The 20,810-nt window shown below is 67.2% G+C and carries 20 protein-coding genes; 10 read left to right on the top strand and 10 right to left on the bottom strand.

Features of this window, described 5'->3' with window-relative positions; genetic code table 11:
• Positions 1-71: 71 nt before the first annotated feature.
• Positions 72-1,013 (top strand): extracellular catalytic domain type 1 short-chain-length polyhydroxyalkanoate depolymerase, encoded by a 942-nt coding sequence (locus tag AC5Y5E_RS24455; protein WP_499905658.1) that lies wholly within the window; start codon positions 72-74, stop codon positions 1,011-1,013.
• Between the two features lie 82 nt (positions 1,014-1,095).
• Positions 1,096-1,584 carry a nitroreductase family deazaflavin-dependent oxidoreductase gene (locus tag AC5Y5E_RS24450; RefSeq protein WP_499905657.1) on the top strand — a complete coding sequence of 163 codons (489 nt, stop codon included), beginning with the start codon at positions 1,096-1,098 and terminating at the stop codon, positions 1,582-1,584.
• Positions 1,585-1,587: 3 nt separating this feature from the next.
• Here the strand turns inward: AC5Y5E_RS24450 and AC5Y5E_RS24445 are convergent, their stop codons facing one another.
• Positions 1,588-2,196: a TetR/AcrR family transcriptional regulator gene (locus AC5Y5E_RS24445; RefSeq protein ID WP_499905656.1), complete on the bottom strand. Its 609-nt coding sequence runs from the start codon at positions 2,194-2,196 to the stop codon at positions 1,588-1,590.
• A gap of 68 nt (positions 2,197-2,264) precedes the next feature.
• Here AC5Y5E_RS24445 and AC5Y5E_RS24440 point away from each other — a divergent pair, with 68 nt between their 5' ends.
• The 3 genes from AC5Y5E_RS24440 (at position 2,265) to fadD1 (ending at position 5,824) form a co-directional block, all read left to right on the top strand.
• Positions 2,265-3,095, top strand: a complete 831-nt coding sequence (locus tag AC5Y5E_RS24440; protein ID WP_499905655.1) for an alpha/beta fold hydrolase — start codon at positions 2,265-2,267, stop codon at positions 3,093-3,095.
• A 36-nt stretch (positions 3,096-3,131) separates the two neighbouring features.
• Positions 3,132-3,893, top strand: a complete 762-nt coding sequence (locus AC5Y5E_RS24435) for an SDR family NAD(P)-dependent oxidoreductase (RefSeq protein ID WP_499905653.1) — start codon at positions 3,132-3,134, stop codon at positions 3,891-3,893.
• 287 nt (positions 3,894-4,180) lie between these two features.
• Positions 4,181-5,824 (top strand): fatty-acid--CoA ligase FadD1, encoded by a 1,644-nt coding sequence (fadD1, locus tag AC5Y5E_RS24430; protein WP_499905652.1) that lies wholly within the window; start codon positions 4,181-4,183, stop codon positions 5,822-5,824.
• On the opposite strand, the gene AC5Y5E_RS24425 is transcribed toward fadD1, so the two are convergent.
• From AC5Y5E_RS24425 to AC5Y5E_RS24400, 6 genes are read right to left on the bottom strand one after another with little or no spacing between them, the layout of a single operon-like run.
• Positions 5,763-6,416, bottom strand: a complete 654-nt coding sequence (locus tag AC5Y5E_RS24425; RefSeq protein WP_499905651.1) for a PadR family transcriptional regulator — start codon at positions 6,414-6,416, stop codon at positions 5,763-5,765. The genes fadD1 and AC5Y5E_RS24425 overlap by 62 nt on opposite strands.
• Positions 6,413-6,835: a Zn-ribbon domain-containing OB-fold protein gene (locus tag AC5Y5E_RS24420; protein ID WP_499905650.1), complete on the bottom strand. Its 423-nt coding sequence runs from the start codon at positions 6,833-6,835 to the stop codon at positions 6,413-6,415. The genes AC5Y5E_RS24425 and AC5Y5E_RS24420 overlap by 4 nt, the downstream gene beginning before the upstream one ends.
• The gene (locus AC5Y5E_RS24415; protein ID WP_499905648.1) at positions 6,832-7,998 is read right to left on the bottom strand and encodes a thiolase family protein; all 1,167 of its coding nucleotides are present in this window, start codon (positions 7,996-7,998) and stop codon (positions 6,832-6,834) included. Before AC5Y5E_RS24415 ends, AC5Y5E_RS24420 begins: the two co-directional genes overlap by 4 nt.
• Positions 7,988-8,317, bottom strand: coding sequence for a hypothetical protein (locus AC5Y5E_RS24410; RefSeq protein WP_499905647.1), 330 nt, complete (start codon positions 8,315-8,317; stop codon positions 7,988-7,990). Before AC5Y5E_RS24410 ends, AC5Y5E_RS24415 begins: the two co-directional genes overlap by 11 nt.
• A 1-nt stretch (position 8,318) precedes the next feature.
• A complete protein-coding gene (locus tag AC5Y5E_RS24405) occupies positions 8,319-10,658 on the bottom strand; it encodes a CaiB/BaiF CoA-transferase family protein (protein ID WP_499905645.1) in 2,340 nt (779 codons plus the stop codon).
• Entirely contained in the window at positions 10,655-11,992 is a 1,338-nt protein-coding gene (locus AC5Y5E_RS24400) for an amidohydrolase family protein (protein WP_499905643.1), read from the bottom strand. Before AC5Y5E_RS24400 ends, AC5Y5E_RS24405 begins: the two co-directional genes overlap by 4 nt.
• A gap of 272 nt (positions 11,993-12,264) precedes the next feature.
• Here AC5Y5E_RS24400 and AC5Y5E_RS24395 point away from each other — a divergent pair, with 272 nt between their 5' ends.
• Positions 12,265-13,344, top strand: a complete 1,080-nt coding sequence (locus tag AC5Y5E_RS24395; RefSeq protein WP_499905642.1) for a DUF1214 domain-containing protein — start codon at positions 12,265-12,267, stop codon at positions 13,342-13,344.
• Positions 13,341-14,513, top strand: a complete 1,173-nt coding sequence (locus AC5Y5E_RS24390; RefSeq protein WP_499905640.1) for a sulfotransferase family protein — start codon at positions 13,341-13,343, stop codon at positions 14,511-14,513. Before AC5Y5E_RS24395 ends, AC5Y5E_RS24390 begins: the two co-directional genes overlap by 4 nt.
• Here AC5Y5E_RS24390 and AC5Y5E_RS24385 read toward each other — a convergent pair.
• Positions 14,510-15,523 carry a hypothetical protein gene (locus tag AC5Y5E_RS24385; protein ID WP_499905638.1) on the bottom strand — a complete coding sequence of 338 codons (1,014 nt, stop codon included), beginning with the start codon at positions 15,521-15,523 and terminating at the stop codon, positions 14,510-14,512. The genes AC5Y5E_RS24390 and AC5Y5E_RS24385 overlap by 4 nt on opposite strands.
• Positions 15,524-15,756: 233 nt before the next feature.
• On the opposite strand from AC5Y5E_RS24385, the gene AC5Y5E_RS24380 reads away from it, so the two are divergent.
• The 3 genes from AC5Y5E_RS24380 (at position 15,757) to AC5Y5E_RS24370 (ending at position 19,152) form a co-directional block, all read left to right on the top strand.
• Positions 15,757-16,482 (top strand): hypothetical protein, encoded by a 726-nt coding sequence (locus tag AC5Y5E_RS24380; protein ID WP_499905637.1) that lies wholly within the window; start codon positions 15,757-15,759, stop codon positions 16,480-16,482.
• Between the two features lie 68 nt (positions 16,483-16,550).
• Complete coding sequence (locus tag AC5Y5E_RS24375; protein ID WP_499905635.1) at positions 16,551-18,116, top strand: glycoside hydrolase family 25 domain-containing protein; 1,566 nt, start codon at positions 16,551-16,553, stop codon at positions 18,114-18,116.
• Positions 18,117-18,156: 40 nt separating this feature from the next.
• Complete coding sequence (locus AC5Y5E_RS24370) at positions 18,157-19,152, top strand: peptidoglycan-binding domain-containing protein (protein WP_499905634.1); 996 nt, start codon at positions 18,157-18,159, stop codon at positions 19,150-19,152.
• A gap of 28 nt (positions 19,153-19,180) precedes the next feature.
• Here AC5Y5E_RS24370 and AC5Y5E_RS24365 read toward each other — a convergent pair whose 3' ends face one another.
• On the bottom strand, positions 19,181-19,591 hold the full coding sequence (locus tag AC5Y5E_RS24365; RefSeq protein ID WP_499905633.1) for a Zn-ribbon domain-containing OB-fold protein: 411 nt from the start codon (positions 19,589-19,591) through the stop codon (positions 19,181-19,183).
• A gap of 2 nt (positions 19,592-19,593) precedes the next feature.
• Entirely contained in the window at positions 19,594-20,802 is a 1,209-nt protein-coding gene (locus tag AC5Y5E_RS24360) for a thiolase family protein (RefSeq protein ID WP_499905632.1), read from the bottom strand.
• Between the last annotated feature and the right edge of the window lie 8 nt (positions 20,803-20,810).

The raw sequence follows: 20,810 nt of genomic DNA, 5'->3' as shown, positions 1-20,810 counted from the left end.
ATGAGTGTGCCACTCCGGGCGAGTTTGACAAGTGGCTTGTCAAATGTCGAAGTCGATGCCACGATGGCCTCATGCGATCGCTACGCGCTCGGGTGTTCGATGTCTGCCTCGTCTCGGCCTTGGCCCTGGTGCTCGGCGGCTGTGTCGGCGGTGGGCACGCGCTGGGATCGCCCGGCTCCCAATCGATTCCGATCGGTCAGTCCACCCAATCCATCGACTCCGGCGGGGCCAGCAGGGCCTTTCACCTGTATCGGCCTCAGGGATTGCCCGACGCGGCTCCATTGGTGGTGATGCTGCACGGTGGCTTCGGCAACGGCGCGCAGGCGGAGCGGTCCTACAACTGGGACGCCGAGGCAGACAACGGGCATTTTTTGGTCGCCTACCCCGACGGCCTCAACCGCGCCTGGAACGCCGGGACGTGCTGCGGCGAACCCCAGCGCGCCAACACCGACGACGTCGGATTCATCACCGCGATGGTGGGAGCCATCGAGCAGGAGATCCCGATCGACCGCGCCCGCGTCTATGCCACCGGCATGTCGAACGGGGCCATGATGGCGTTTCGACTGGGTTGCCAGAGCGACACCTTCGCCGCGATCGCACCGGTGGCCGGAACCCTGCTGACCGACTGCTCCCAAGCGCGACCGACGTCGGTGCTGCAGATTCACGGCACCGCCGACGAGCGAGTGCCCTACAACGGCGGACCCGGAAAAGCGTTCGCCATCAACGGGAATCCCCGCGTCGACGGCCCGTCGATCGAGTCGGTCAACGCCACCTGGCGGTCCATCGACGGGTGCGGGCCGCCGACCTCGACCACCGCCGGCAGCGTGACCACGCAAATCGCCGGATGCCCGGACGGGCGCACCGTCGAGTTGATCTCGGTGGCCGGCGCCGGCCACCAATGGCCCGGCGGCCAACCCAGCCCGCTCGCCGAACTCGCGGGAATTCCCGAACCGTCGACGGCGCTCAACGCCACCGACACCATCTGGCAGTTCTTCACCCAGAGCCACCGCTGAGGCGGCCCTGCGGGGCCTTGGTCCCCCAGGCCATGGTCTTTCGGCCGCCGCGAGTGAATCGGCGGCTCGATACGCTCCACACATGCGGATTCCGCGTTTGCTGCAGACAACTTTCAGGTTTGTCCTGACGCTGGGCTGCATCGCGACGGCCTGGCTGCTGGCGAGTTATGCCCTCGCGAAAGTCGTGCAACACAACAAAAGGCTGCGCCCGACGCTGCTCAAGCGCTACAACAAGGTGATCTCGCCCATCGCGGGCAAACGCCATTCCCCGTATGCGCTTCTCGGACACGTCGGACGCCGTTCCGGGCGCACCTATTCGACGCCCGTAGGCGCCTTTCCCTACGAGGACGGGTTCGTCATCGGGCTGTCCTACGGCGCCGACGTGGATTGGTGCCGAAACGTTCTCGCGTCCGGTCGTGCAACCCTGACGTGGCGTGGACAAACGTTCGCCCTCGAGCGTCCCACAATCATTCCCAAGAGCACGGCCGTGCTGCAGGCGATCCCGTCGTATTTTCGCCTGCCGGCGCGGGAGCTGAAGCAGTTCCTGTTCCTCCATCGAGCGAGCGCTTGACCATCAGCGCTCGCTCATCATCGTGTCGATCAACCGATGCAGCACCTCCCCTATCTCGCGTCGGGCGCGTTTCGGATCCTCGGCCGTGGCGATGGCCATGGCCGCCTCGTCGAGCGCGCCGATCAGCACGTGGGCCAGCGCTCGCACCGGCTGCTCGGCCAGCTGACCCGCCTTCATTGCCTCGGTGAGCAACTGTTCGGTCATGCCGAGGCTGTAGCGCTGGGCGACGTCGCGGAAGGCGGCCCAGCCCAGCACGCTGGGCGCGTCCAGGAGGATGAGCTGCCGCACCTCCGGGTCACCCGACACATCGAGCCAGGCGTCGACGGCGGACCGGATCGCGTCGGCGGGCGTCGTCGCTCCCGACTGCGCCACGATGGCGCCCATCCGGGCCATCACATCCTGCTCTACGGCCTCGACCACCTCCGCGAAAAGCGTTGCCTTGTCAGCGAATTGGTGATACATCGCGCCGCGGGTGACGCCCGCGGCCGTGGCGATCTCCGGCGTCCCCACCTCCGCGTACCCGCGCAGGCCCCACAGCTTGCGCGCGGCCGAGATCAGCGCGTCGCGGGTCGCCGCGGAGCGCTCCTCCTGAGTCCGTCTCTTGATTTCCATACAACCTGTTGGTAACTTACGAACAGACAGCCTGTTTGTAACTGTATCTTTCGACGTAGGAGCTAGCCATGTCGACGATCGACATTAGTGCCGGAACCATTCACTACGAAGCAACCGGACCCGAGGACGGCAGGCCCGTCGTGTTCGTGCACGGGTACATGATGGGCGCGCAGCTGTGGCGCCAGGTCGGCCTGCGCCTCGCCGATCGCGGGCTGCGCTGCATCGCCCCGACCTGGCCGCTGGGCGCGCATCCCCAGCCGCTGCGGCCGGGCGCCGACCGGACCATCTACGGCGTGGCCGGCATCGTCGCCGAGGTGCTTGCCGCCCTCGATCTCGAGGACGTGGTGCTGGTCGGCAACGACACCGGCGGCGTTCTCACCCAACTCGTCGCGGTACATCATCCCGAGCGGCTCGGTGCGCTGGTGCTCACGAGTTGCGATGCGTTCGAACACTTTCCGCCGCCGATCCTCAAGCCGGTGATCATGGCGGCCAAGTCCAAGGCGACGTTCAAGACGGTGGCCCAGGCGATGCGCTTGCCGGTCGCGCGCAAGCGCGCGTTCGACGGCCTGGCGCATCGCAACATCGACGACCTGACGGAGGCGTGGGTACGCCCGGGGCTGTCCGACCCAGCGATCGCCGAAGACCTGCGCCAGTTCACGCTCTCGATGCGCACGGAGGTCACCACCGGCGTGGCCGCGCGGCTGCACGAGTTCGACAAGCCCGCGCTCATCGCCTGGTCGGCCGACGACGTGTTCTTCGAACTCGGCGACGGCGAACGGCTCGCCGCCACCATCCCGAACGCCCGCCTGGAGGTGATCGAGGGGGCGCGGACATTCTCGATGGTGGACCAGCCGCAAAGGCTCGCCGATCTGCTGTCCTCGATTGCCGTGCGCACCTAACGCGGGCCGGCGCGTGCTGGGCGCTACGCTCGCCGCATGCAAAACGTGCTGCAAGGCCGGCGGATCCTGGTCACCGGCGGAGCGACCGGTATTGGCGCGGCCGCCATCGGGGTCCTTACGGACGCCGGCGCCGATGTCGTCGCCACGTATCACCAAACCCCGCCGCCGGATGACCTGAAGGCCACCTGGCTGCAGTGCGATGTGCGCGACGCCGACGCCGTCTCGGCGATGACGCAGCAGGCCGCCGAGCACCTCGGTGGGCTCGACGTCCTGGTGAACGCCGCGGGACTGTGGCAGGCCGGAATCCCGGGTTACATCGGCCCCGACGAGATCTCGTTCCTGTTGGACACCAACGTCAAGGCCACCATCCTGACCAACCAGGCGGCTTACTCGGTGATGAAAGAGCAAAATCCCAAGGGCGGCAGGATCATCAACTTCGGGTCGTCCGAAGCCGTGATGGGCAGCGCCATCTCGGCGGTCTACGCCGCGACGAAGGGCGCGGTGCAGGCCTGGACACGATCGGCCGCGAAAGCCTGGGGCGCCGACAAAGTCACCGTCAACTCCTTGGCACCGGCGGTGCAGACACCGGGGTCCGACCGGTTCCGGGATTTCCTCGGCCCGGACGCGAGCGCCCTCATCGACCAGCAGATGCAGCTGATGATCCCGATCGGCGGCGCGCTCGGCGAACCCGCGCGAGACGTCGGGCCGATGCTGGTCTTCCTGGCCGGACCCGGGTCGGGCTTCATCACCGGTCAACTCCTGGCCGTCGACGGCGGCCTGATGATGGTGGGCGGATAGGCACTCCGTATCGGGATTCTGAGATTTCACGACGGAATTCGCGCGCCCGATTCCGGAGCAGGACCAGCGATCTGTGGAGCTCAAACAGCACGGGACAATGGTGGCCGTCAGATGCGAACAGACTGGATACACACACCGTCTTCGTCAGGGAATCCTTGGCGAAATGGGCATGAAAACTTCCACAACACACGGTGGTGCCCGTGTGCGGTCCGTCGGAACCGCGAGCCGAAGCGCCCGCTACGATAAGACGGACCGTCTCGTCTCGTAACCGAAGGTGGACCGATCCGATGGCCGACGACACGATTCAGGGGCTGCTGCGTAAGCGCCTGACCGACCCCGCCGTCGCGGTCAAATACGGCCATCTGCAATGGACTTGGATTCAATACCTGGCCGAGGCGGCGGCGCGCGCCGCGGCCCTGATCGCCGCCGCCGATCCCCGACGACCGATGCATGTCGGCGCCCTGCTGGGAAACACGCCCGAGATGCTGGCACAGATGGCGGCGGCCGGCCTCGGCGGTTACGTGCTGTGCGGATTGAACACGACGCGACGCGGCGAGGCGCTGGCGGCCGATATCCGCCGGGCCGACTGCCAGTTCGTGGTCACCGATCCCGAGCATCGGCCGCTGCTCGACGGCCTCGACGTCGGCGCAACGCAGATCCTGGACACCTCGACGCCGCAGTGGGCCGAATTCCTGTCGGGCGCCGGCGAACTGGTCCCGCACCGCGAGGTCACCGCGACGGACCCGTTCATGATGATCTTCACGTCGGGAACCAGCGGCAATCCCAAGGCGGTCCAGGTATCCCACCTGATGGCCGTGGTCGCCGGGCTCAGCCTGATGGGGCGATTCGAGCTGACGGAGCGGGACACCTGCTACGTGTCCATGCCGCTGTTCCACTCGAACGCGGTCGTCGCCGGATGGGCACCCGCCGTGGCCTCCGGCGCCGCGATCGTGCCGGCGAAATTCTCGGCGAGCCACTTCCTCGACGACATCCGCCACTACGGCGCCACGTACATGAACTACGTCGGCAAACCACTCGCCTACATTCTCGCCACCACCGAACGCGACGACGACGCCGACAACCCGCTGCGGGTTGCGTTCGGAAACGAGGCCAACGACAAGGACATCGAGGAGTTCGGCCGCCGGTTCGGCGTTCAGGTCGAGGACGGGTTCGGTTCGACGGAGAACGCGGTCATCGTGATCCGCGAACCCGGGACGCCGAAGGGGTCGATCGGCCGCGGGGTCGACGGGGTCGCGGTCTACAACAGCGAGACCGTCACCGAATGCGCCGTCGCACGCTTCGATGCCCACGGGGCGCTGGCCAACGCCGACGAGGCGGTCGGCGAGTTGGTCAACACCGCGGGATCGGGTTTTTTCACCGGCTACTACAACGATCCCGAAGCCAACGCCGAACGCATGCGCCACGGCATGTACTGGTCCGGGGACCTCGCCTATCGCGACGCCGAGGGCTGGATCTACCTGGCCGGCCGCACCGCCGACTGGATGCGTGTCGACGGCGAGAACCTGGCCGCGGCGCCCATCGAGCGGATCCTGTTGCGCCACAGCGCCATCAACCGGGCCGCGGTGTACGCCGTGCCGGACGAGCGGGTGGGCGATCAGGTGATGGCCGCGATTGTCCTCAACGACGGCGCCCGGCTCGATCCCGATTCGTTCGAAGACTTCCTCCGCGCGCAATCCGACCTGTCGCCGAAGGCGTGGCCGCGCTACGTCCGGATCGCCGCCGACCTGCCCAGCACCGCCACCCACAAGGTGCTCAAGCGCCAGCTGATCATCGAAGGGGCGGCCGCCGGCCAGGGCGAAATCCTTTGGGAGCGCGAAGCGCGCGGCACCGCCTACCGGCCCACCGCGGCTAGCTCGGGTCCCTGGGTGCCCGACGGCGGATCTGCCCCTTCGCCCGTCGCACCCGTTTGACGGGGTCTCGGCTTGTGCCGCCGGCGATTTCGTCGCGCAGCTGCGCGATGTTTGAGATCTCCGCGTACAAACCGCGGATCGCGTAGTCGAGCACGGCGAACGAGAAGCGCTGGCCCGGGTCGTCGGTGATGCCGAGGTCGCGGGATCGCTGCCGCGACCACAGCGCCTCGTCCAGCCGGGCGCGGGTCGCCTCGAGGTGGCGGTCCAGCGTGTCGACGACGTGTTCGGGGTCGTCACCGCGCGCAAGCCAGGTCTTGAGGATGACGGGGTGCTTGATGACCACCCGGTCCTGAGCCGGAAAGTGCTGGACCCACCGGCGCAGCGCATCGAGCCCGGAGTCGGTCGTCTCGTACAAGGTGATCGACCGCTTGCCGGATTGGGCGCCGATCTCGCCGACCATCCCTCGCTGAAGCAACCGGTTCAGCTCGCGCCGCACGTGGCTCACCGACGGCGACCAATAGAAATGGCCGACCGACAGTTCGGCGCGCATCTTGATCTCGCCGGCGGTGAGTTGTTCGTCGTTGGCGGCCAGCACGCCCAGCACCAGGTAGGCCGTCACCGGAAGGCCGTTGCTGGTGCGGGCGGGACTCATTGCAGCCCAGTGAAATAGGGCAGGGTCACGTCGGCGCCGACGGAATGGAATTGCACGCGCACGCGCATCCCGATGGCGAGATCTTCCGGGGCCACCCCGACGACGTTGGTCAGTATCTGGTAGCCCTCGTCCAGGGTCACGATCGCCGGCGCGTACGGCGGTTCGAACTCCGCCGTCACCGGGCGATGCACCACGGTCCAGCTGTAGACCTCGCCGGCCCCGCCGCTGCGCTCCCAGACCAATTCGGCCGAAAGGCATTGGCGGCAATGCTCGGTCGGGGGAAAGTTCGACAGGCCACACGCCTCGCAGCGTTGGTAGCGCAGCTCCCCCGCCCCGCAGCCCTGCCAGAAGGGGACGCTGAGTTCGCTGCTGGCGTGCGGCACCGGCCCGGTCTGGGGCCGCAAGGGTCCGTGTGTCATAGCGGCTCGTCTCCCAGGATCAGCACCGTGGTGAATAGGGCCCCGGCTCCGCCGTTGCTGCAGAACGCGACATGCGCGTCGGGCACTTGGAGGTCACCGGCCTGGCCGCGCAGCTGCTGGACGGCCCGGACGGCGCGCTGCATCATCTGCGGATTGGAGCCGGCATGGCTGAAGGACATGGTTCCCCCGTCGGTGGTGACCGGATGGCTGCCGTCGATCGCGATGTGGCCGTCGGCGACGAACGGGCCGCCCTCGCCGTCGCCGCAGAATCCGAAAGCCTCTAGCTGGCGGATGATTTCGAAGGAGAACGGGTCGTAGAGTTCGAGCACGTCCACGTCGTCTCGGCGCAGCCCGGCATGGGCGAACGCGCGCTCGGCGGCGCGCCTGCCGACCACGCCGTTCACGTGATCGCCGCGCCGCCCGCCGAGGTCCCACGCGGGGGGATGCTGATAAGACGGGCCGTGAAAGTCCGCGCCGCTGCCCAGCACGTAAATCGGTTGGCCGGCGATATCCACGTGGTCGACGTTGGCCACGACCAGGGCGCAGCCGCCCTCGGACGTGGTGGCGCAATCGAGGAGGTGAAAGGGGTCGGCGATGGGCCGCGACGCGGTGATGTCTTCCGGCGCGAACGGACCCCGTTGGTAATAAACGGCTTCGGGGTTTCGCGATCCGTTGTTGCGAATCGTCGCCGCGACCATCGACAGTTGTTCGCGCGTCGTGCCGTAGACGTGCATGTGGCGCCGGGCGATCAGCGCGAACTCGGCGGTGGTGAACATCCCCCAGGGGGCGACGAATTCGTTCTCCGGCCTGGTCCACGGGGCCGTGGCCTGGTGGTCGCGGTATTCACCTGCTTGAGCGGCGACCAGGACCACGACGTCTGCCATGCCGTGCTCGATCGCGGTGGCCGCCTCGGTGATCATGCCGACGCCGAAGGCCAGGCCCTGCCAGGCCGGTCCGAGGCGCAGGTCGTAGATCAACGTCGTGGACAGGGGACCCGCGCTCATCCCGTCGACGTCATCGAGGCTCAGGCCGGCGTCGGCGAGTGCCCCGTGAATAGCCTTGAGCGCCAGGCTTCGTGAGGTTTCACCGTCCAGCCGGCGGCCCTGCCGGGTGTTGTGCACTCCGACAATCGCCGCGGTTCTCTTCGCCCGGCTAGTTCTCATCCGCCACAACTCCCAGGTAGATGCCCACCACGTCGTACTGTCTCCCGTCACGCTCGATGGTGCCGATCGTCGTGGCGCGCGCATCGCCGACGGGCGCACCCGCGTCGACGACGTCGATCCGCACGTCGATCGGCCTGGCCGTCTGTGGGTCGGTGATCTCGACGGTCATCGCCACCGCGCGTTCGCCCTCGTCCCATTCGACACCCATGATGCGGTGGCGTGCAGTCAGTTCCATCACCACGGAGTCCTGCCGGACCAGGAACCTGACCGGTGCGCACAGCTCGCCGTCGCGCGGCGGGACGCACAGGGTGACCGCCACGTCACAGTCCCGCCGGCCGCTCGCTGGTGGCGCCCCAGGCGCGCAATTCCGCCAGATCCTGTTCGGATCGCCCCAGGATTCCGGTCAGCACTTCCTCGGTGTGCTGGCCGTACAACGGCGGCACCCGGCGAATCCAGCGGCGCGGTTTCCCGACGAACGCGAAGGGCATCCCGGTGCACAAGAACGTGCCGGCCACCGGGTGGTCGACCGTTTCCCAAAAGCCACGAGCCCGCAGCTGCGGGTCGCTCAGCAGGTCCGCGGGTGCGGTGACGCGCGCCGCCGCCACCGCGGCGGCACGCAGCGCATCGACGACTTCGGCCACCGAGAGCCGCGCGGACCAGCCGGAGATCAGTTTGTCGATTTCGTCGGCCCGCTCGCGCCACGCGGCGTCCGTGGCGCCGAGGTCGGGTCGGTCGATGAGCGCCGCCAGCGAAGCACGTGCGGCGTCTCCCGTCGCGGCCAGCGCGACCCATTCGTCGTCACCGCGGCACGGGTACACCCCCTGGGGAGTGGCTCCCGGGCCCCTGTTCCCCTGTCGGCGCAGCTCAATTCCGTTGCGCGAGTATTCGACCAACATCTCGGCGGCCACGTTCAGCGCGGACTCGACCATCGTGGACTCGACATGCATTCCGGTCCCGGCCCGGTCGCGGACCACCAGCGCCGCGATCGCGGCGAACGCGGCGTGTAGCCCCGCCATCGGGTCGCACACCCCGCGTGGAATCACCGGCGGGCCGTCGGCGTGTCCGGTCACCCAGGCCATGCCGGTCGCCTGCTCCATGGTCTGGGCGAAGCCCACGCGGTCGCGCCACGGTCCGTCGAGGCCGAACGCCGGCATCCGGACCATGATGGCGCGCGGATTGGCCGCGCGCACGGCGTCCCAGTCCAGGCCGAAGTTTTCCATCACGCGCGGTGAGAAGTTCTCGATGACGAGGTCGCTCGCCGCGATGAGTTCCAGCGCGATGGAGCGCCCGGCGTCGACGCTGAGTTCGGCGCTGATGCCGCGCTTGTTGTTGTTGCTGCACAGGAACACCGGGCCCCACTCCCACCATTGGTCCCAGTCGGGAGGGCGTCCGGCGGAGAACCTCATGCCGTCGGGCCGGCGCACGCCCTCGAGCTTGATCACGTCGGCGCCAAGAGCGCCCAGGAATTGAGTGGCGACGGGTCCCGCCCAAAACGCGGTGAAGTCGGTTACCCGGATGCCGGACAACGGAAGTGCGTCCGCGTCGGTGGCTTGCGGCCTCGGGGGTCGCGGTGGCCAGTGGACGCAGCCGTTGTCCGCGCCCAGGAGCGGCGGCGTTCCGGGCGGGCGGGTAGCCAGCGCGTCGCCGCGATACGGCACCCGCGGCTGCAGCCCGCCGGGCCCGGATTCGACGAAGACGCCGCGTTCCACGAAGTGGTCGACCTTCGCCAGCGTGGCGGGGGTACCGATGGGGGCCACCGGGATGCGGAAGGCCACCGCGACGTCGATGATCTCTTGCGTGGTGCGGGTTTCCGTCCATTGCGTGACCATGCCGAGGAATTCGTCGCGGCGCTCGACCCGCCCGACGAACGACGCCAGCTCGGCGTCGTCGATCAGATCGGCGCGATCGATCATCACCAGAAAGTCTTGGAACTGCTGCGCGGTGATGGTGCAGAAGCCGACCAGGCCGTCGGCCGTGGGAACGATCGACGGCAGTTCCAGACTGCGTTGCTGTTGAAGGGAATCCGCACCCAGAACGCTGGCCGACATGGCGGACAGGCCGCCCATCGCGATCACCATCGCCTCGTAGGTCGAGACGTCGATGACCTCCCCGCTCCCGCCCCGGGCGGCGCGCCGGGCCGTCGCGGCCGCGACGGGCGCGGCGAACGAACCGGCCAGCCACTCGCCGAGCCGTCCGCCCGCCTGGACCGGTTCGTGGCCCGGCCAGCCGCGGCCGGCGATCGATCCGCACAGCGCCTGCAGGATGAACTCGTTGGCCACCACCTGGTTTTCGACGTAGGGGCCGGTGGTGCCGAACGGCGTCACCGCCACCACCACCGCCGACGGGCCGGTGTGCGCGGTGATGTCGTCGAGCCTCCAGCCGTCGGTCAGGTCGGTGAGCACGATGTCGGCGCCGGCCAGTAGCGCCGGGACCTCAGCCCGGTCGTTGACCGACTTTTTGCCGGCGGCCAGGTAGCCGAACAGCGCCCCGGGCGGCCCGCCGGCCGACCAGCCCCGCATCGAATCGCCCTGCGGTGATTCGAGTTTCACGACGTCGGCGCCGGCGTCGACGAACATCTTGCCGCAGTAGGACACCGCGATGCCGTTGGACAGCTCCAGCACCCGCCAGTCGGCGAACGGCGCCAGGGCGGCCGCGCTCAATTGCCCAGCGTGGTGGCGCGCCCGCCGATACCGGTGACCTCCGCCGTCACCTGAGACTGCTGCGCGAACTGCGTCATCCGGGTCCACGCGTCGCGATCACGCTGGCCGGCCCGGCGACCGACGTGCGTGACGACGTCGACGTCGGTGGCCTGGGAGCGCAGATAGCCCGCACGGGCGTGCTCCTTGGGGACGTACCGGAACGGGTCGAACGAGTACGCGGCCAGGGCATTTTCGTGCGTGATCTTGTTGATGACCGAGTCGTCCAGGTGGCCCATGGTCTCGATGACGTCCTCGGGCGCGAACGGCCAGTTGCTGTCGGAATGCGGAAAGTCGGACTCCCAGCACAACATGTCCTCGTTGAACCAGTCCATGTTGCGCACGCCGACCTTGTCGCTGATGAAGCAGGTGTAGAAGTGGCGCTTGAACACATCGGTGGGCCCGGCGTAGCCGGGCGGGAACTTCGCCAGCGTCCAGCCCGAGTGCCGGTTGTAGACGTGCTCGGCGCGCCAGAGGAAGTACGGTATCCAGCCGACGTCACCCTCGGTGAGGGAGAACTTCAGCTGCGGGAAGTCGGCCCAGAATTCGGCCCAGATCAGCTCGGTGAAGGTGAACATGCTCATCATCGACGAGGCCGTCATCTGCACGCTGGGCGGGGCGTCCGTCGACACCTGCGGAGACCGGGACGCCGAGCCGACATGGGTGCATAGCACCGTCTTGTTTTCGCAGACCGCCTCGAACAACGGATACCAGTATTTGGTGTGAATGCTGGGCATTTCCAGCGCTTCCGGGTTCTCCGAGAAGGTCACCGCGTGGCAGCCCTTGCCGGCCAGCCGCTTGACCTCCTTGGCCGCCTCGGCGACGTCGAACAGCGGCAGGATGCCGCACGGGATGAACCGTCCCGGGTAGGCCGCGCACCACTCGTCGACGTGCCAGTCGTTGTACGCCTTGATCATCACCAGGTTGACGTCGCGGTCGGGGCCCTGGTTGAGCACCTGACCCGAGAAGCCGGTGAAGTTCGGGAAGTTCAACCCCGCCAGCTGACCGCCGGCGTTCATGTCGCGGACGCGCTCGTCGACGTTGAAGCAGCCCGGCCGCATCTCCTCGTAACGCGAGGCGTCGATGTTGTACATCTCGCGGGGTTTTCCGGCGACGGCGTTCAGGCCCATGTTCCGTCCGCGGACCTCGCCGTAATACCACTGCTGGACGCCGTCGGGTTCCAGCACCACCCGCGGCGCGAGCTCCTTGTACTTCGCGGGCACATGCGCGTCGAACATGTCGGCGGGCTCGGCGATGTGGTCGTCCACGCTGATCAGGATCAGGTCATCCTTGTTCATGCCGCACTCCTCCGCCGATATAGTGACTAGTAGACAATGGTGTGAGTCACAGTGTCAACGGCGCCCCCTCGCGGGCCCATGGGCAAATATGTGTTGATATAACGGCAAATGAAGCGCCAGCAAGTGCAGAGGCGGAGCAGCAGACGAACGGTAGCGGGCGACTATTAGTCGATACTTGGATGGCCACGCCCGAGGCGCCGAGCGGCCGCGCCGCGTCCCGTTGTTCGGGAGAATTGGCCCCCGAGACCGATCCATCGTCTATGCATGTGCCTATGACCGAAACCCAGGCGCCGAACGCGCGCGCCGCGTGGCAGTTCTTCCAGCAGATGCTGAGCGATGTCACCAATATCGTGACCGAGGACGCCGAATCCGAACGCGAACTCCTCGAAGGGCTGCGCGTCATCGCCCGCGTTTCGTCGCTGTGCTCGCAACTGTCCGTCGAGGCCGACCCCGACCGGCCGGCCTTCTTCGATATGTGTTCTCCGACAAGGATGGTCGGTGGGCCCAACCCCGACGGCAACTACTACCTGGCGATGATCCGCGGTGACCGCCGCTACCGGATCACCGGCACCCGGGGCACCAGCGCCTACCTCGGGTTTCAGATCCTGGCCGGCACCGGCCTGACCCCACGCCGGATGGCCAACTACGTCAGCGACACGAGCCTCACGCTGCACGGCGACGAGTTCGCACTGGTGCTGTCTTCGGAAGAGCCCGCCGGCCTCGCCGGCGCGCAGTGGGTGAAGATTCCCGACGACGCGTCGTCGGTGGTGGTCCGGGAGTACATCGGCGATCCCGCCTCCGAGACGTTGGCCACGATCCGAATCGACGCCTTGGACCCCGACCCGGTGACGCCGTTGACCGACGCCGAGCTCGCCGACCAGTTCACCGCGATGGCGTGGTCGCTGATGAAACTCGTTACGCTGCACCGCACCATCAAGCCCGAGCTGCTCAACACGCCCAACACGTTGTTGACCGCCGAGGCCGCCGATCTCGGTGCCGCCGACACCACCCCGGACAACCTGTACATGCTGGGAACGTTCCGGCTGGAACCCGGTCAGGCGCTGGTGCTCGACATCGAGCCACCCGACACCCGCTACTGGAACGTGACGCTGGAAAGCCTCTGGCACGAGTGCCTGGAGCCGCGCCGCCGGCACAGCTCAGTGACCAGTCGCGCGGTGCGGCCCGACGCCGACGGGCGGGTGCGCATCGCGATCTCGGCGCAGGACTTCGGTCTCGGCCACTGGCTGGACACCGGCGGCCGGCACCGCGGCTTCGTGGTGGTGCGCTGGCTGGACAACCCCAGCCCGCCCGCCGTCTCGGTGTCGATCCAGGACGGAAAGGTGCGGGCATGACGCTGCAGGAGCGGTTCGCCCCGGAGCGGCTGATCGCGACGGCCTGCGAGGAGGCGGGAAGCGACGATTTCGGCGACGACGGGTGGCAGGACGGGCTGCAGCGGCTGACCGACGGGCTGGTCAACGAGGCTCGCCTCTCGGCGATCGGCGTGGAGATCGCCTACCTCGACGTCATGCGCGCCCTGAAGAACCGGCTCGGCGTAATCGACTGGCGCAAGCAGCATCCCGAGATCGCTCGCAAGCCGATCACGACGCCGATCTTCATCGTCGGCCAGCCACGCACCGGCACCACGATCCTCTACGACCTGCTAGCCCAGGACCCGGACCTGCGGGCGCCGCTGACCTGGGAGGTGGATTCGCCCTGTCCGGTCCCGCAGCCCGAGACCTACCACGACGATCCGCGGATCGCGCAGACGCAGGCCAGCATCGAGATGTCCGAGCAGATCATCCCCGGCTTCTTGGCCTTTCACCCGATGGGGGCGCTGGTCGGGCAGGAGTGCGTGCGCATCACGGCGAGCGAGTTCACCAGCATGATCTTCTCGGTGCAGTATCGCCTACCGAGCTACTACCGCTGGCTGCTGTACGAGGCCGACCATGCCGGCGCCTACCGCTTCCACCGAATCTTCCTGCAGCACCTGCAGTCCGGCGTCCCCGGCCAGTGGCTCCTGAAGTCGCCGGCGCACCTGTGGCACCTCGACACCCTGCTCGCCGAATACCCCGACGCGCTGATCGTCCAGACCCACCGCGATCCGCTCAACGTCATCTCGTCGATCGCCGCCCTGACCCACCACCTGCGGCGGATGGGCAGCGACGAGTCGAACATCGCCGAGTGCGCGGCCCAGTCCTACGAAGAGGTGGTCGTCGGCCTCGGCCGCGGGATGGCCCTGCGCGACAGCGGCGCGGTGCCGCCCGGCCGCGCGGTCGACGTGCTGTTCACCGATTTCATGAATGACCCCTGGACCACGATCAAGGACATCTACCAGAAGCTGGGCCGCGAGCTGAAACCCGAGGCCGCCCAGCGGATGCGTGACTTCCTGGCCGCGCATCCCGGGGACGGCGGCGGCAGCCGCTACACGTGGTCGGACACCGGCCTGGACGCCGACGAGGTCCGGGACCGGGTGAGCGCGTATCAGGACCGCTACGGAGTACCGACCGAACAGCTGCGCTAACCCTTTTTCGCCGAACCCGTTTCCGCCGTGAGGATCTCGTTGGCACGCTGGTCGACGTACCGAGTAACGGCGTGCTGACCCGCCCCAAAGACAACCGCCAGGAACAGATTCCCGATCAACGTGTTCGACGATCCGACGTGCAGCACGTCGGCGTCCAAGATCAAGAGTCCGACGACAGCGACCAGTGGGCCGAGGACCATCTTCAGTAAGCCCTGCTGGAGCGGCAGATTGAACGGACTGTGGTCCGAGGGGACCTTGGACATGGCGGGTATCCCGGTGAACAACGCGCCAACGGACCCGAAGAGCATAACCAGGAAGAGGTAGTGCCAGGGCGAACCCGTGAAGGTGCCGGCGGGCAGGGTGAGAAAGTGATCGTCGCTGAACAGCCCCTGCGCCAACAGGGTCAGCGCAGAAACGAAGAGGCAGACCCCGGATGCAAGGAGCAATCGGTTCCTGAGATACCGCGCCTCTTGGTTGCTGCGGTCCGAGTTCTCGTGCGAGGCGCGCAAAACACCGACGATGGACGGGCGCAGATCCGCGGCGTTGGTATGGGACGAATCCGCCAGCAGCGCTTGCAGACGCTTCTGCCTCTTGTCGTCACTGTCCAGGTGCAGGCTTGCGCATGCCAGGGCGTCGGTACCGCGGGCAGTCAGTTCCGCGTCGGGCAGCAGATCGACCGTGCGCTCCTCGACCTCACGCAGGCGGGCCCACGCACGTTCGATCTCGGTGCCCCACCACCACTTTCGGATACCGACTCTGGCTTGCGACGCGTCACCGGCGTCGGACAGAAGGCTGTTGATGAGGAACGCGCGTTGCTCCTGCTCCGGACGATTCTTCAGCTCGAGGCGGGCCAGGTCATCCAAGAGCATGATCCGATGACGTTGGACCGCTTGCCGCCAGGGCGAGGTCCATCTCCACGACTTCGGCAGCCCCGACTCAAACCCGTTCCACGCGTCGCCACGGAAGTCGGGAGTTGGCGCCGTCGAGCCGGCATCCGGCGGTGTGGACATGGATTCCTCCCACGGGTGGATAGGTCAGCCAAAGCATCGCCTTGACTGTCACTCCGCGGGCCCAGCCGGCATAGCGTAATCGACTACCTGCTGTGCAGCGCGCAACGGCAACACCGCGGACGCACCGGGGCGTGAACTCATCGCCGTACGCGATGAGGTAGTCAACTACGCATGCGCCGGACGGAGGGGAGGTGGCACATTCCCATCCAGATCAACGTCGACAGGAGCGGGACATGCTCATCGCGATTCTGAACAAGTCAAAGTTGGTGTCCGACAAGGACACCGCCACCATGACCCAGGCCATCGCCAACCAAGTCCGAATGGATGTTGCCCCGCTGTGGGATCGAGCCGCTGCGGCGGTGATCTTCTACACCAACGACAAGGACGTGCCTCCGGCGGCACACGGCATCACGCTCGTCGACACCATCGACGACCAGCCCCCGGGCGTGCTCGGCTACCACACCGAGGACCAGGGCGGGAAGCTCTGGGGCGTGGTCGCGGCCAAGCCGGAACTGGACAACGGCGGGCAGGCGACGACGGGGGACTGGAGCGTCTCCAGCGTCATGTCGCACGAAGTGCTCGAGATGTTCATCGACCCCAACTGCAACCTGTGGGCCAACGACGGGCACGGGAAGGCCTACAGCTTCGAGGTGTGCGACCCGGTGGAGGCCCCGACCTACGACGTCGACGGCGTCTCGGTGTCGAACTTCGTGACACCGGCATGGTTCGACCCGCTGTCCAATCACGCCACCGCGCGATACGACAAGCTGGGGAAGTTGCGCGCCCCGTTCAGCATCCTCAAGGGCGGCTACGTCGTCTACGAGTCCGCCGGGGCCGAGCACCAAAAGTACGGCGACGAGTTTCCGGACTGGCGCAAGGAAATGAAGTCGGGCAAGTTTGCCCGCACCCGGCGGCGGCGCGCGCAGGCCGACTCGCTGTTGGCCCAGCCAACCGCGTGAATCCCGACGTCACATCGCTTCCACGTACCACACCGCAACCACACATTTACTCCACGGAGGGCTGACGAATGCCGGTGCAACGCAAGACCATTTCCTTCGGACAGCAGATCGCCATCGACCGCGCGGGTAACCCGTACGACTACGGCGGGAACTGGGACCCCTTTGACCGCAACAAGGGCACCGACTGCTCGGGGTGCGTCGTCGACGAACTCGACGGTGGCATCAACGGCACCGCAATGGAGTGGTCTCGCCACGGCCTCTGCACGGAGAACTGGCGCGCGCCGTCCCACGGCGGCCAAGCCAATCCACTTGACGGCCCATTTCACACCATCCAGGTAGGAAACCCCAGCCTGTTCCCCGCCGACGCGGCAATCAAAATCGCCTTGCACCACGGACCCGGCGGTGGGATGAACTCCCACATGTGGTGCCAGATCGGCGATCTACGCGTGGAAACCAACGGCGACAACGGAACCGTGCTGCGCGACCAGGCGATGGCGGTGGACAACCCCTACGCCAACGACTGGTGGTTCGTCCCCGGCCCGATCGTCGAGGACGGCACGCCGATTCCTCACCAGCCCAGCGGAACCGCTGCCGCGCCGCGTGACGAGCCACGGGACACCTTGTTCGCCGACGTGTCCGAGCATCAGGTGCCGGTGACCGACGCCTACACCAATGCGACGTACAACCAGGACGGCGTCGACTGGCCCTATCGCTGGCTGTCCATCAGGGCCAACGACGGAACACACCGTGACAACAACTTCGCCCAAAACTACGGCTGGTGCAAGAAGGCCGCCGACAGCGGCAAGCTCAAAGGCTTCATCGTCTACGCCTACTGGCGCCCCGACTGGCAGGCAACCCTGGCGACCTTCCAGGATCAGGTCAACTCCAACGGCGGACCGCACCCCAAGATGGTCGCCATGATTGACGTCGAGTGCGGAGACGGAAACCCCGGCTGCGACCAAAGCGCCGCGGTCAACGGCATGTACTACGGGCTGGCCAAGTGGCTCGGCGACGCGCGCCGCGTTATCGGGTACTGCAACCTCAACGACATGCGCCAGATGTGGCAGACCAGGCCGGAGCACGTGCCGATGATCATCGCCGGGTACGGCTCCAATCCCAATGACCCGGCCGTATTCAAGGTCGCGCACCAGTACACCGACGGTCAGGGGTACGGAGACGGACTCCCCGAAGGGGTACCGCCCTTCGGTAACTGCGACATGAACAGTGCCGACGGCCTCTCGCCGTCCCAGTTGGCCTCGGTCCTCGGGGTCGGCGACGCCATGCCGGTGACCCCGTCGCCGTTGGTGATACCTACCGTGCCGCCCGACTACCAACGGCTCATCTACGAGCAGCTGGCTGGGCCCGTGGGCTCGGACGGCTACGGACACGGCTGGCCCCAACTGGGCACGTTGACGGTCGTCGACTACTTGGCCAAGTACAAGCCGGCCTTGGACGCCCTGCTCGCCAAACCGCCTGCGCCCGTCAAGGCGGCGGCGCCCCGCATAGTGATTCCTCCGAACGGAAAGGCGACGGCGTCGAAGGCAGCCGCGCCCGCGGCGAAGGCACGGGCGCGTAAGAACTCTGCAACCGCCACCAAGGTGGCGCCGCGGAAGACCACTCCGAAGGAGCGGTAAGAGATTTCGACTGCCCGGTTTCCCAAGGAGGTACACCAAAATGCCACTTCCCTACCAGCCCGGGTCGCACGGCCCGGAAATCGAATACTGGCAGGCCTGGTTCATGCGCGAGTACCGCGCCTACGCGCCACCGGAAGACGGCTACTACGGGAAAGACGAAGTCGCCGCGGTCAAGGAAATGCAGCGCCGCCTAGGCCTGCCACAGACGGGGGAATTCGACGCGACGACGGCAAGCCGCGTCGGATACGTGCCGCCGGCGCCGGGGCTGCGGCCCGTCATGTTCACTGTCGAGGGGCATAGCTCGAACATGTTCGCCGGGCCGGTAGCCGACACCGGTAGGCAACTGGAAGCCGAAGGGCTCTGCCACCACCAGCCGATCGGCTACAACAACGGCCCGATTCCGTTCGACAACGCCAGCGGTGTCAACGAGCTGGCCCGGCTCATCGGCTCGGAGGTGATGGACAACCTGGTCCCATTCCCCAAGGGCACGCCCTGGTCGCTGGGTGGGTTCTCCCAAGGGGGCATCATCATCTGCGACTTCTACTTCGACTACCTGGCCCCCGGAAAGCCGCTGGCCTGGCGGACCCCCGATCTCAAAGGTGTTCTGGCTTACGGTAATCCAGGCCGGCAGACCGATAGCATCGCGGACTGGGCGCGGCCCTGGATTACCAAGCCCGGCAGCCATGGACTCGACCCGCTCCGGCGGTTCGGGCTGCCCGGCTGCCCGGACAAGCCCGACTTCTGGGTCGACGTGTACCGCGAGGGCGACATCTTCGCCGAGAACACCGACGACAAGTCGAGTGAGGTGAAGTCCGCGGTATACCAGGCGGTGGCCCGCTCCGACTTCTTCTCCAACCCGTTCTCGATCGCCGCGCAGATCGCCACTCTGTTCGGAGAACCGGTTCCAGGGGTCTTGGCAATCATGATGGCCATCATCAGCGGCGTCGCGTTCCTCGGCGACAGCCCCAATCCCCATTACTCCCCGTACGACATCACCGGGGGGCTCGCGTGGATGCGCGATCGGCTGCGCAGCTGATCCGGAGCGTCGCCGCCACCACGACGCGCTACTCGGCCGGCTCGTAACGCAGCATCGTGACCTCGTGCTCGGGATAATCGCAGAATACCGGGCGCACCCGCATCCCGACCCTCAAGTCCGCCGGGTCGACGTTGACCATCTCGGTGGAAAACCTTGGCCCCTCGTCCCATTCGACGATGGCCAGCAGCTGCGGCACCGCGTCGGCGAAATGCGGGCCGACCGGCCGGCGAGCCACGGTGAACGAGTACAGCGTCCCCATTCCGGATATCTCGCGCCACTCCAGGTCGTCCGCCAGGGTGTGCGGGGCACGCACCCGCGGATAGAACACATAGCTCTGCGAGGACGGCGAGTACTGGATGACGACGCGGTGCTGCGCCAGCGCATCCCAAAACGGCGCGGTGGTAGGGGTTTTGACGGGCATCGGCCGCTCGAAGTTCATCGTCAGTCTCCCTGCAGGACGAGCGTCGTCTGCTCGGACAGGATTCCGCCGTTGCCGGACACGAACGCGCGGTTGCAGTCGGCGACCTGAGCCGCGCCGGCGCGACCCATGATCTGGCGGGCTGCGTCGCACACGTGGTGCATTCCGCCCGCCAAACCCGCCTGGCCGAAGCCCAATTGGCCGCCCGCGGTGTTGAGCGGGAAGTCGCCGCGAAAAGTCAGGTCGTGGCTGGCGACGAACTCCATCCCCTTGCCCTTCTCGCAGAAGCCCGCGTCCTCCAGCGAAAGCAGGACGGTGATGGTGTAGCAGTCGTAGATCGACACCATGTCCATCTGCTCGCGGCCCAGGTCGGCCATCGCGAAGGCGGTGTCGGCGGCCTCCGCGATCGGGGTGTGCAGCAGGTCCTTGGCGTAGGTGGGTGTCTTGAACGGCACATGTTCGCCGAATCCCTTGACCCACACCGGTCGATGACGCGCGCGCCGGGCAAGGTCGGCGTTCGCCACGACGACGGCGGCGCCCCCGACGCAGGGCATCACGATCTCCAGCATGTGCAGCGGGTCGGCGATCACCGGGCTGGCCAGGACGTCCTCCACGGTGAGCGGCTTGTCCTTCCAGATCGCGCCGTCGGTGTGGTTGGCGTTGACCCGCTGGTCGACGACGATCTTGGCCATCGCCCGCTCGTCGTAGCCGTAGACCGCCCCGTAGCGCGTGGCAACCTGGCCGTACGGGCCGTTCTGGCCGAGGTTGCCGTACGGGATCTCGAATTCCGCCTGTGGAGAGCCGTATTGGTTGCTCGACGAGCCGAAGAACATCGCGTCCACCAGGCGCCGCGGCTTCTTCTTGGACGTCGGCGTGATGTATCGGGCGGGCAGCGCGCACAGGACCGCGTCACAGATGCCGAGTTCGATCACCGCGGCGGCGCGCCACACCATGGCCGCGGCGCTGGCGCCCCCCAGGTCCACCAGCTCGGCGAATCGCGCTCCTATCCCGAGGTATTCGGCGATGGTCGAGGGCACAAAGATCTCGGATTCGGCCAGGTGCGACGCCACGATTCCATTGACGACCTCCCCCGGCAGCCCGGCGTCCTCGAGCGCGGCCGCGGACAGTTCGGCCCATTGCTCGAGGACGAACGGCGCCGGCGAGGCCTTGGCCATGCGCTCGGGTGGAAGTTCGACGTAGCCGACGATCGCGGCTTCTCCACGTAATCCCATGTGGTGTC

Source organism: Mycobacterium sp. NGS54, from assembly GCF_059812465.1.
The sequence above is the reverse complement of the archived record's forward strand: the minus strand, read 5'-3'. Positions and strand labels throughout refer to the sequence as shown.

Excerpts from the sequence above, each read along its gene's own strand:
- fadD1 (WP_499905652.1), top strand. The coding sequence starts at position 4,181 with ATGGCCGACGACACGATTCAGGGGCTGCTGCGTAAGCGCCTGACCGAC.
- AC5Y5E_RS24370 (WP_499905634.1), top strand. The coding sequence starts at position 18,157 with ATGCCACTTCCCTACCAGCCCGGGTCGCACGGCCCGGAAATCGAATAC.
- AC5Y5E_RS24445 (WP_499905656.1), bottom strand. The coding sequence starts at position 2,196 with ATGGAAATCAAGAGACGGACTCAGGAGGAGCGCTCCGCGGCGACCCGC.
- AC5Y5E_RS24365 (WP_499905633.1), bottom strand. The coding sequence starts at position 19,591 with ATGAACTTCGAGCGGCCGATGCCCGTCAAAACCCCTACCACCGCGCCG.
- AC5Y5E_RS24395 (WP_499905642.1), top strand. The coding sequence starts at position 12,265 with ATGACCGAAACCCAGGCGCCGAACGCGCGCGCCGCGTGGCAGTTCTTC.
- AC5Y5E_RS24450 (WP_499905657.1), top strand. The coding sequence starts at position 1,096 with ATGCGGATTCCGCGTTTGCTGCAGACAACTTTCAGGTTTGTCCTGACG.
- AC5Y5E_RS24415 (WP_499905648.1), bottom strand. The coding sequence starts at position 7,998 with ATGAGAACTAGCCGGGCGAAGAGAACCGCGGCGATTGTCGGAGTGCAC.
- AC5Y5E_RS24400 (WP_499905643.1), bottom strand. The coding sequence starts at position 11,992 with ATGAACAAGGATGACCTGATCCTGATCAGCGTGGACGACCACATCGCC.
- AC5Y5E_RS24390 (WP_499905640.1), top strand. The coding sequence starts at position 13,341 with ATGACGCTGCAGGAGCGGTTCGCCCCGGAGCGGCTGATCGCGACGGCC.
- AC5Y5E_RS24360 (WP_499905632.1), bottom strand. The coding sequence starts at position 20,802 with ATGGGATTACGTGGAGAAGCCGCGATCGTCGGCTACGTCGAACTTCCA.
- AC5Y5E_RS24455 (WP_499905658.1), top strand. The coding sequence starts at position 72 with ATGCGATCGCTACGCGCTCGGGTGTTCGATGTCTGCCTCGTCTCGGCC.
- AC5Y5E_RS24435 (WP_499905653.1), top strand. The coding sequence starts at position 3,132 with ATGCAAAACGTGCTGCAAGGCCGGCGGATCCTGGTCACCGGCGGAGCG.
- AC5Y5E_RS24420 (WP_499905650.1), bottom strand. The coding sequence starts at position 6,835 with ATGACACACGGACCCTTGCGGCCCCAGACCGGGCCGGTGCCGCACGCC.
- AC5Y5E_RS24440 (WP_499905655.1), top strand. The coding sequence starts at position 2,265 with ATGTCGACGATCGACATTAGTGCCGGAACCATTCACTACGAAGCAACC.
- AC5Y5E_RS24380 (WP_499905637.1), top strand. The coding sequence starts at position 15,757 with ATGCTCATCGCGATTCTGAACAAGTCAAAGTTGGTGTCCGACAAGGAC.
- AC5Y5E_RS24385 (WP_499905638.1), bottom strand. The coding sequence starts at position 15,523 with ATGTCCACACCGCCGGATGCCGGCTCGACGGCGCCAACTCCCGACTTC.
- AC5Y5E_RS24375 (WP_499905635.1), top strand. The coding sequence starts at position 16,551 with ATGCCGGTGCAACGCAAGACCATTTCCTTCGGACAGCAGATCGCCATC.
- AC5Y5E_RS24425 (WP_499905651.1), bottom strand. The coding sequence starts at position 6,416 with ATGAGTCCCGCCCGCACCAGCAACGGCCTTCCGGTGACGGCCTACCTG.